The sequence below is a fragment of the Thiocapsa sp. UBA6158 genome (assembly GCF_002423035.1).
Classification (GTDB): domain Bacteria; phylum Pseudomonadota; class Gammaproteobacteria; order Chromatiales; family Chromatiaceae; genus Thiocapsa.
Window position 1 is genome coordinate 216,414 of record NZ_DIUM01000135.1, and the last position, 10,441, is coordinate 226,854.

The window sequence follows — 10,441 nt, forward strand, 5'->3', positions numbered from 1 at the left end:
CTTCCATCACCGGCTTGGAGGCGAGTGCGCCGATGGCGCCGAGACCCAGTACCGCCGTGCCGTTGGTGATGACCGCGACCAGGTTGCTGCGCGCAGTGTAGAGCGACGCGTTCATCGCATCCTTCTCGATCTCGCGGCAGGCCGCCGCAACCCCGGGCGAATAGGCCAGCGCCAAATCGCGCTGGTTGCCCATGGGTTTGGTCGGTTTGATCTCCAGCTTGCCGGGTTTGGGATAGCGGTGATAGTCGAGTGCGTTCTGATCGAATGAGTCCGGCATCTGGGTCTCCGTTGGGTGATGTGCGGCGTGCTTGGCCGACTCGGGGGTACGGCCGTCATGTCTCGGTCATTATGCTGCGGTGCAGCAGATGGCTGCAAAGATTTCAATCGGCTTCGTCTCGAGTCCCGCCCGACGTGAACGCGTCCTCTCGAATCAGCCCTTGAGCAGCCCCGCAGGTCCGCTGCTGGGCGGACCCAGCTCGACATTGTCTTGGAGCTCCGCGACCTCGCCGAGGGCGGCACGCTCGAGGATGGTGACCTGGGCACCGTGGACCTCGATGATGCCTCGGCCGGCAAGCTCCTTCATCACACGCGAGAAGGTCTCCGGCTGGATCGACAGGCGCGAGGCCAGCACCCCTTTGCGTACGTCCAGCTTGAGTGATCGCCGCTCGGGCGGGACCTTGGCCAACAGATAGCGAGCGACTCGACTGCTCGCCGTGTGCATGGTGAGGTTGTCGATCTCGCCGATCAGACCGCGCAGTCGCTGACTCAGCGAGCCGAGCATCAGGAAGCAGGTGTCGACCGACTCATGCAGCATTTGCGAGAAGTCGCGCGCATCCAGGCTGAGCAGCTCCGAAGGCACCAGAGCACCGGCACAGACCGGATAGCGTGGGGCCTTGAGAAACATCAGCGCCTCGGCGAAGGTCTGTCCGGGTGAGACCAGCTCGATGACCTTCTCCGCCCCGCCCGGCGAGAGCCGAAAGAGCTGAATCTGACCCTTGAGAACCAGGTAGAAGCGCTCCGCGGGATCACCCTGGCTGAACAGAAGCTGCTCGGTGCCGAGGACGATACGCGTCGCGTGCTGGCTCACGCGCTCGAGTTGGCCGTGACTTAGGCCGGCGAGGAGGGGTGCGGTCTTCAACTCGTCGATCATCGGATGCCTTGTCGGGCGTTGGCCGTTGGTTGGAATCTCGGATCGATCTACGGGAGCGGGACGGATGTGTCAAGCCGGACGGCCGCGATCGTCTGCAGGATCGGCTTGATTTGCATCAAGGCGGAGGATGCCTCCGGAACGTGCAATGCGGCCACGGTTCGATCCATCACCGAGGGCCTCATCCTGTGGCGCAAGTCTTCACGAAATCCATGGCGCGGAACATCTTCTACGGTGGTTCCGTGTTCTTCATCCTGCTGTTCCTTGCCCTGACACTCGACACCTCCTTCGCCTTGCCCGAACGCGATCAGCGCCATCAACTGGACCTCTCCACCGAGGTCGGCCAGCGCATCGCCAAGGGCAAGGAGCTATGGGAGCACAACAACTGCATCGGCTGCCACACCCTGCTCGGCGAAGGGGCTTACTTCGCCCCCGAGTTGGGGAATGTCTACACACGCTTCGGCAACAACAAGGAGGCGATCAAGGCGTACATCCAGAGTCGTCCGCCGATGGGTATCCCGGGGCGACGCAGCATGCCTCAGTTCAACTTCAGCAACGAGGAGCTCGACGCCATCGCCGAATTCCTGAAATACAGCTCCGAGATCAATACGGCAGGCTGGCCGCCGAACATTCAAGGCTGATCCGCAGCACCGGAGAACCGATTCGATGAAATACAAATCTCAAGCCGTCGCCAAGCCATACTTTATTGCTGCGATCGGACTCTTTCTTGCCCAAGTGATCTTCGGGATCGTTCTGGGCATACAGTATGTGGTCGGGGATTTCCTGTTCCCCGAGATCCCTTTCAATGTCGCCCGCATGGTGCATACCAATACGCTCATCGTCTGGCTGCTGATGGGCTTCATGGGCGCGGCCTATTATCTGATTCCGGAGGAGAGCGAACGTGAGCTCTATGCCCCCTGGCTGGCTCACCTGATGTTCTGGATCTTCCTGATCGCCGCCGCCCTGACGGTGATCGGCTATCTGGCCGTTCCCTACGCGCGCCTGGCCGAGATAACCGGGAACGATATCCTGCCGACCATGGGGCGCGAGTTCCTGGAGCAACCCACCATCACCAAGGTCGGTATCGTGATCGTCGCGCTGGCCTTCCTGTTCAATATCGGCATGACGGTCCTCAAGGGACGTAAGACGGTCGTGAGTCTGGTCATGCTGATCGGTCTGGTCGGTCTGGCGGTCTTCTTCCTCTTCTCCTTCTATAACCCGACCAACCTGGTGCTCGACAAGTTCTACTGGTGGTGGGTGGTGCATCTGTGGGTCGAGGGCGTCTGGGAACTCATCATGGGGGCCATGCTCGCCTTCGTGCTGATCAAGACGACCGGTGTGGACCGCGAGGTGGTCGAGAAATGGCTCTATATCATTATTGCCATGGCCTTGATCACCGGCATCATCGGCACCGGGCATCACTATTATTGGATCGGCGCGCCCGAGTACTGGCACTGGTGGGGCTCCATCTTCTCGGCACTCGAACCCTTGCCCTTCTTCATGATGACGGTGTTCGCCTTCAACATGGTCAACCAACGCCGGCGCAACCACCCGAACAAGGCCGCCGTGCTCTGGGCGCTCGGCACCGCGGTGCTCGCCTTCCTCGGCGCCGGCGTCTGGGGCTTCCTGCATACCCTGGCACCGGTGAACTACTACACCCATGGCTCGCAGATCACGGCCGCACACGGGCATCTCGCCTTCTATGGGGCCTATGTGCTGATCAACATCACCATGATCTCCTACGCCATGCCGCTCCTGAACGGTCGGGAGGCCAACAGCATGCGCTCGCAGGTCCTGGAGATGTGGGCCTTCTGGCTCATGAGCATTTCCATGGTGTTCATTACGCTGTTCCTCACCGCAGCGGGCATCCTGCAGATCTTCCTGCAACGCTATACGGAGACGCCGCTGCCCTTCATGGTGGTGCAGGACAAGGTGGCTCTCTTCTATTGGCTGCGGGTGCTCTCCGGGGTCGTCTTCCTGGGCGGTTTGGGCGCCTATATCGCGTCCTTCTTCGTTGCGGCACACGATGCCAAGCACCCGCAGGCGATCGAGGCCGGCAAGGTGCAGCCGAATCCGGCAGCCGTCTGAGTCAAGGGGGGCAAGCCGGGGCCGATCGGGTCAATCCGGTCACGGCTCGGTCCCGGCTAGGCCCCTGACTAAACATCAACCTGACGACGGATGACCCGCACCGCGCGAATATGGGTATCACCTTCGGGCAGAATCAACTCGAACGCGGCCACCCCTTGACCATCTTCCTCAACGACAAGGGTGTCTTCATCGGGGCCAAGGCGAACGCCGCGACCTTCGGCGAGCACCAAGCGAAACTGGCCGCGATGATCGACAAGGGCGCCCTGGTCCTGGTGTATCCCATGTGCATGAAGCACTATGGCGTTGCCGAGGCGGATCTGATCCCCGGCGCCCGGGTCGGCAATCCCGAGCTGACCGGCGGCGCGCTCTTCAAGGACGACACGCAAACCTTGACCTGGTAATCTGCGTCGCAGGGCGAAAGCCGGCGGACGGCTTTCGCCCTGCGATCACCTTCGCTAATTGCGCCGGGTGCGGCAGTGCGTGGGACGGTTACGAGACGGCGCCGGTCGGCTCCTTTCAACCCAACGCTTTCGGCCTCTACGACACGGCGGGCAACGTCTTTGAATGGGTCGCCGATTGCTTTGCGGAGACCTTCGCACAGGCGCCTGCCGACGGAACTGCCCATGAGAATCCCGCAGGCTGCGGACTCGACGATCGTTGAATCTGGCGCAGTTTAAAGGAGGAGCGAGTCACCCAGTCCCGCCAGTGCGCAAGCCGCGATCACCGGGATGACGCCGACCTTGAATCGCCACAGCGCAACGAACGCCGCGATCACGATTCATCCAAGCGCCTCGATCGCCTGCTGGAGCAGCTCGCGGCGACCGCCTAGGATGGCCAAAGTCGAGCTCGGTCAACTGTTCGTAATTGCGGCGAGCGCATGGCGCCATTGGGGAGAAGGAAGCCGGTGGGCTGGGACTGCAAGCACACGGGAATGACGACACTGCGCACCTCACAGCTGGCCTGGCTGACCCTGGTCTGCCTGGCCATGCTCATCGGCATCGGTCTGGCCGTGCGCGCCGCCACCGGGCAGGTGACCGGCCTGCTCGCCGCCGAGAGCGAGCAGGCGGTCGCCCTCAATGCCGGCACGTTCGAGCGGATCTTGATCACCGCCAGCCGCGATCTGCGCTATCTCGCGCGCAGCCGCGCGCTGGGCGACTGTCTGGAGGACATGGCCACCGACCGGCGCGACTGTCTGCAGCGCGACTGGAGCGCCTTCGTCTCGGCCAAGCCGCAGTACGACCAGATCCGCTGGATCGACGAGACCGGCCTGGAGCGCGTTCGCGTTGACCGCTCTCCGGACGGCCCCGTGGTGGTGCCGCAGGCCGAACTCCAGAACAAGGCCGATCGCTATTATTTCACCGAGGCCATGGCCCTGCCGCCCGGCGCCGTCTATGTCTCGCCGCTCGATCTCAACATCGAGCAGGGTGCGATCGAGCAACCGCACAAACCCATGCTGCGCCTGGCCCAGCGCGTCTTCGACCGCAATGGCCACAGCCGCGGCATCGTCATCGTCAACTATATCGCACTGAACCTGCTCGAGGCGCTCGCAGACCTACACGCGTCCGACACCTGGCTGCTCAATCAGGACGGCTACTGGCTGCGCGGCCCCAGCGCCGAGGACGAATGGGGCTTCATGCTCGGGCACCCCGAGCGGACCCTGGCGCAGCGCCATCCCGACGCCTGGGCACGCATCAGCACCGAGACCCACGGCCAGTTCGAGACCGCCGCGGGCCTCTGGAGCTTCGACACCGTGATCCCGACCCGCAGTCTGGCCGAGGACCGGGCTGAGACGCTGGCCACGCGCCTGCGCGGGCCGGACGCAGACGCCGCATCGGCCGAGCCCTTCACCGTCGCGGACCATGGCGAGCGCTGGAAGCTGGTGGACTTCGTGCCGCGCGCGGTCTACCACGCCGAGATCGCCGGCATCTGGCTGCGCTATGGCGCCATCCTGTTCGCCCTGCTGGCCATCATCCTCGGCAGTGCCCGGGCGCTTGTCCGTAGTCAGCGCCGTGAGCTTCGGGCGTACGCGGCCGCCGCCGAGCGCGAGAGCGAGGAGCGGCTGCAGCTGGCCATCGACGGCGCCAGTCTAGGCGTCTGGGACTGGGACTTCGCCAGCAACCGGCTCAACTGGTCGGACCTCTGCAAGGAGCACCTGGCCCTGCCCGTGGGCCGAGAGCCCAGCTTAGGGCACTTCCTCGCCGTGCTGCATCCGGATGACCGTGCGCGCGTCGAGGCGCTGATCCGCCACTGCGCCGAAACAGGGGAGGACTACGCCACCGATTACTGCATTGTCCGACCCGACGGCACCCAGCACTGGATCGGCGCCCTCGGGCGCGTCTACCGCGCCGATGACGGCACGGCGCTGCGCATGGCCGGCACCACCCAAGACATCAGCGCACGCAAGCAGGCCCAGGCGCAGCTGAGCGCCCTCAACCGCGAGCTCGAGCAGCGCGTGGAGGCGCGTACCGCCGAGTTGCAGCAGGCGCTGGAGCAGGCCGCCCGCTCCGAGGCCCGCTTCCGCACCATGTTCGAGCAGGCGCCGCTCGGCATCGCCCTCATCGACTCCCTGACCGGCCAGATCCACGAGGTCAATGAGCGTTTCGCCGCCATCGCCGGGCGCACGCGCGAGGAGATGATGCGCATCGACTGGATTCAGATCACCCATCCCGACGACGTGCAGGCCGACCTCGACAACATGGCGCGCCTAAACGCCGGCGAGATCCCGGGCTTTCAGATGGACAAGCGCTATCTGCGACCGGACGGCTCGGTGGTCTGGGCCAGTCTGACCGTCGCCCCCATGACCATCGCAGCCGGTGAGAGCCCCCGCCATCTCGCCATGGTCGAGGACATCTCCGAGCGCAAACGGCTGGAAGTCGCCCTAGCCGAGAGCGAGGCGCGCTATCGTCTAGCCATCGAGGCCACCAAGGCCGCACTCTGGGACGTCGACTTGGTCACTGGCGAGCAGGTGGTCAACGACTACTGGTACCCGCAGCTCGGCTATGCCGTCGGCGAGGTCGAGCCCAGCTATACCCGCTGGCGCAGCCACCTGCACCCGGACGATCTGCCGCGGATCGACCAGGCCATCGAGCACTTCATGCAGGGCACAAGCTCGGGCTTCGCGCTCGACTACCGGGTCCTGACCAAGACCGGCGCGGTGCGTTGGCTGCACGGCATGGGCGAGGTCGTCAGCCGCGACGCCAACGGCCGGGCGCTGCGCATGATCGGCACCACGACGGACATCACCTGCCAGCGCGAGCATGAGCAAGCCCTGCGCGCCGCCAAGGCCGAAGCCGACGCCGCCAACGCCGCCAAGGGCGCCTTCGTCGCCAACATGAGCCACGAGGTGCGCACACCCATGAATGCCGTGCTGGGCTTTCTGGACATCCTGCTCGACACCCCGCTGGATACCGAGCAGCGCGGTCTGGTGCAGAAGGTCAAGCATGCCGCTCAGGCGCTGCTGCGCATCTTGAACGACATCCTCGACTTCTCCAAGCTCGACGCCGGCAAGGTGGTGCTGGAGTCGGCACCGTTTCGGCTCGATGCGGTGCTGCAGCAGGTCGCCGAGCTGTTCGCCGTCGTCGCCCATGAAAAGGGCCTGGAGCTCGTCATCGACGCCCCGCCCGCGCTCGCCGGGGGGTATCGCGGCGACGCCCTGCGCCTGAGCCAGATCCTCAACAACCTGGTGGACAATGCCATCAAGTTCAGCGACCGCGGCAGTGTCGAGATCGTCGTGCGCGCCGCCGCGGCGCCAGTCGCGTCCCCTGAACAGATCGAACAGACGGAACAGGCCGAGCCGTCCGAGCAGACCGACCAGGCCGACCGCCGGTGGCTGCGCATCGAGGTCCGCGACCGCGGCATCGGTCTCACCCCCGAGCAGGTCGCGCAGCTGTTCCAGCCCTTTGCCCAGGCCGATGCCTCCATCACCCGCCGCTTCGGCGGTAGCGGACTCGGGCTCACCATCAGCAAGCGCTTGGTGGAGATCATGGGCGGGGTCATCGGCGTCGACTCCGCCGAGGGCGCGGGCAGCACCTTCTGGCTCGAGCTGCCGCTCGCGGTCGATGCAACCGTCGCAGAGGCGCGCGGGGGCGACCTCGCGCCCGGGCGCGTGCTGGTGGTCGACGACCAGGCCAGCGTGCGCGAGGTCCTCGAGCACTACCTGAGCACCTGGGGCTTTCGTGTCGACACCGCCGCCGATGCCGACAGCGCCCTGGCCCGGCTGCGCGCCGCCGCCGAGGAGGCCGAGCCGGTCTCGCTGCTGATCCTGGACTGGAAGATGCCGCGCCACGACGGGCTCTGGCTGCTGGAGCAGCTCCAGGGTGCCGTCGCCGAAGGCCGGCTCAGGCGCATCCCCATCGTGCTGATGGTCGGCGCCTTCGAGCGTCAGGCCCTGCGGGAGGCCGCCGCCCGCGGGCCGCTGCAGCCGGACCTGGTGCTGAGCAAGCCGGTCAGCCAGTCGATGCTGCTCGAGGCGATCGCCGACCTGCAGCAGCACGGCTATGTGCGCCGGCCCCCGGTCGAGGTCGGCACCCTCGACCCCGATGCGCGCGCCCGGCGTATCCGTGGCGCCGAGCTGCTGCTGGTGGAAGACAATCTGACCAACCAGGAGGTGGCGCTGGCCGTCCTGCGCAAGCTGGGCCTGCGGGTGAGCGTCGCCAACAACGGCCGCGAGGCCTTGGACACACTCGCGGCCAAGCGCTTCGATCTGGTGCTCATGGACCTGCAGATGCCGGTGATGGACGGCTTCGAGACCACCGCCGCCATCCGCGCCGCCGATTGGGGTCGCGACATCCCGATCATCGCCATGACCGCCGCGGCCTTCCTCGAGGACCGCGAGCGCGTGCTTGCGGCGGGCATGAACGACCATGTGAGCAAGCCCATCGATCGGCAGCAGCTCGTCAGCGCCCTGCTGCGCTGGCTGCCGGCGCGCGTCGAGGCCCAGCCGGCCGAGCCCGAACCGGAGCCAGTCATGACCTCGGCAACCGAGTCGGCCGCCGTTGCGGACGAGACATCGGCCGTGGCACTGCACTTGGACGGCTTCGACCTGCCCGGGACTCGGCAGCGGCTGGGCGACGACGAGACGCTGTTGCGGGTGATCCTGGGCTCCTTCCTGCGCGAACTCCAAGATTGGTCCGCCAAGCTTGCCGCCGCTCGCGCTGTGGCCGACACCAAGACCGCCGTGCGCCTGGCCCACACACTCAAGGGCGCGGCGGCCAATGTCGGCGCGGTGCAGGTGCAGGCGACGGCCGAGGCACTGGAGGCCGCGCTGCAGGATGCGGCCGAGCCGGCGCGCGTGGATGCGCTGCTCGCCGACTGCCTGGTCGCGCTCGAGGTCACTCGTGCCGCCCTGCGTGCATACTTGCCGGAGGCGTCCCCGGCCGCGGTCGACACGGCCTGCGATCTCGCTGCTGTGCGGGCGGATCTGGCCGAGCTCGAGCCGCTGCTCAGTCGCCACCGGCTGGTGCGCGATGCACTGCTCGAGCGCCTGCGCAGTCACCTCGGCGATCAGGCCCCCGCCGAGCTCGGGCAGCTCTGCGCGCAGATCCAGGCCTTCGACTATGCAAGTGCTTGGGCCACCCTAGCTCGACTCAAGGAACTGCTTCCATGATCAACCTCGACGCCGACAGCCTCGACTTGACCCATCCCCTGGCGGTGGACGCGCCGGACCATCCGCGCTTGCTGCTGGTGGACGATGACCCGGTCAGCCTGCGCCTGGCCGCCAGCCTCCTGGAGGCGGACTACACCCTACTCGTCACCACCCGCGGACGCGACGCCCTGGAGCTGGCCGCGGAGGGACCCGAGCTGATCCTGCTCGATCACCATCTGCCGGACATCGACGGCCTGGAGGTCTGCCGCCGGCTCAAGGCCGACCCGGTCAGCGCGGCGATCCCGGTGATCTTCGTCACGAGCAACCAGAATCCGGTGCTGGAGGCCGCTGGACTGGAGGCCGGCGCCGTAGACTTCGTCACCAAGCCCTACTCGGCCGCAGTGCTGCGCGCACGCGTGCGCACCCATGTCGCCCTCAAGCGTAAGAGCGATCAGCTCACCCAGCTCGCCCAACGCGACGGCCTCACGGGTGTGGCCAACCGGCGCACCTTCGATCGGCATTTTGAAAAGGAATGGTGCCTCGCCCAGCGCCACCAGACCCCGCTGTCGCTGGTCATGATCGACGCCGATCACTTCAAGGCCGTCAACGATACCTTCGGCCATCCGGTGGGCGATCAGTGCCTGCGCGGCATCGCCCGGTGCGTGGCCGCCCAGCTCAAGCGCCCGGCCGACCTGCTCGCACGCTATGGCGGCGAGGAATTCGTGCTGCTCCTGCCGCGGACCGATGCCGAGGGTGCCTCGCGACTGGCCGAGGCCATTCGCGCCGAGATCGAGACCAGCTTCGCCCGTACCGCCGATGCACGTGGCGAGGGCCCGCGCCTGACCGCGAGCCTTGGCTGTGCCACCCGGACCCCCTCGGCCTACGATGCGCCCGAGACGCTGCTACGCCTGGCCGACCGTAACCTCTACCGGGCCAAGGTCGGCGGACGCAATCGGGTGGAGCCGCCAGCACCGGAGCACGGCTCACCATCGCGCCACTAGAGACTCGAGGCGACGGACCAGGCCGTGCGGTCGCCAGGCGTGCTGTCGACCACGGCGGTCAACTCCGGGACATGACACCAGCCGCATGGTCGACCCTGGCGGTCCGCAGGCGGCGTCGATCGAGTGTGAGTTGCGTAGCACGCCGAGCGTTCGGCCGAGGCCCATGATGGGTCGAGAGCGGAAGCTCCAACAGCGACAGCAGGATCCGCGCCCCCTGACGCGACGACCACCGCGCCCGATTCAGCACCCGATGCTCACAGTCACGCTCGAAGCGCCGCTCCGCGCTCAGCCCATCGCCCGCAGCGCCGCCGTCACCGAGCGCGGCCCTCTGCCGCCAAATCAATCGGGTCCGTCACTGTCGCTCGAGGGCACCTCGCGGCCCTCTCGCCGAGGCTCGGAAATGGCCAAAGTCGAGGCCAAAACAGGTTTCGATCGGCCGGCCATCGATCCGATCAGATTTGGTTACGCAGTATGATCACAAATGCCGTCGGCTGCGATGGGGCTGGCTCTGGCGCCGGCGGCCACCGACGCGTCGCCCCGAGAGCGTCGGCGAGTCCTTCGCCGAACGATGCGCACCTTCGACGCGGTTATTCTTTGAGGTGATTAGCGTCGTGCCTCAGC

At 66.4% G+C, this 10,441-nt stretch carries 7 protein-coding genes and 1 pseudogene; 6 read left to right on the top strand and 2 right to left on the bottom strand.

Annotated features, from left to right (window positions below; all coding sequences use genetic code 11):
* Together B4N44_RS18925 and B4N44_RS18930 are read right to left on the bottom strand one after the other, a co-directional pair.
* A pseudogene (locus B4N44_RS18925) lies at positions 1-277 on the bottom strand (NADP-dependent malic enzyme); the annotation flags it as partial.
* Positions 278-430: 153 nt separating this feature from the next.
* Positions 431-1,150: a Crp/Fnr family transcriptional regulator gene (locus B4N44_RS18930; protein ID WP_296704330.1), complete on the bottom strand. Its 720-nt coding sequence runs from the start codon at positions 1,148-1,150 to the stop codon at positions 431-433.
* A 209-nt stretch (positions 1,151-1,359) separates the two neighbouring features.
* Between B4N44_RS18930 and B4N44_RS18935 the strand changes: the two genes are divergently transcribed.
* The 6 genes from B4N44_RS18935 (at position 1,360) to B4N44_RS18960 (ending at position 9,820) form a co-directional block, all read left to right on the top strand.
* A complete protein-coding gene (locus tag B4N44_RS18935) occupies positions 1,360-1,788 on the top strand; it encodes a c-type cytochrome (RefSeq protein ID WP_296704332.1) in 429 nt (142 codons plus the stop codon).
* A gap of 25 nt (positions 1,789-1,813) precedes the next feature.
* Positions 1,814-3,235: a cbb3-type cytochrome c oxidase subunit I gene (locus B4N44_RS18940; protein WP_296704336.1), complete on the top strand. Its 1,422-nt coding sequence runs from the start codon at positions 1,814-1,816 to the stop codon at positions 3,233-3,235.
* A 110-nt stretch (positions 3,236-3,345) separates the two neighbouring features.
* Positions 3,346-3,636 carry a DsrE family protein gene (locus tag B4N44_RS18945; protein WP_349681103.1) on the top strand — a complete coding sequence of 97 codons (291 nt, stop codon included), beginning with the start codon at positions 3,346-3,348 and terminating at the stop codon, positions 3,634-3,636.
* Positions 3,519-3,896: a formylglycine-generating enzyme family protein gene (locus B4N44_RS18950; RefSeq protein WP_296704339.1), complete on the top strand. Its 378-nt coding sequence runs from the start codon at positions 3,519-3,521 to the stop codon at positions 3,894-3,896. The genes B4N44_RS18945 and B4N44_RS18950 overlap by 118 nt, the downstream gene beginning before the upstream one ends.
* A 270-nt stretch (positions 3,897-4,166) precedes the next feature.
* Positions 4,167-8,840 carry a PAS domain-containing protein gene (locus B4N44_RS18955; RefSeq protein WP_296704345.1) on the top strand — a complete coding sequence of 1,558 codons (4,674 nt, stop codon included), beginning with the start codon at positions 4,167-4,169 and terminating at the stop codon, positions 8,838-8,840.
* Positions 8,837-9,820, top strand: a complete 984-nt coding sequence (locus B4N44_RS18960; protein ID WP_296704347.1) for a diguanylate cyclase — start codon at positions 8,837-8,839, stop codon at positions 9,818-9,820. The genes B4N44_RS18955 and B4N44_RS18960 overlap by 4 nt, the downstream gene beginning before the upstream one ends.
* Positions 9,821-10,441 lie beyond the last annotated feature (621 nt).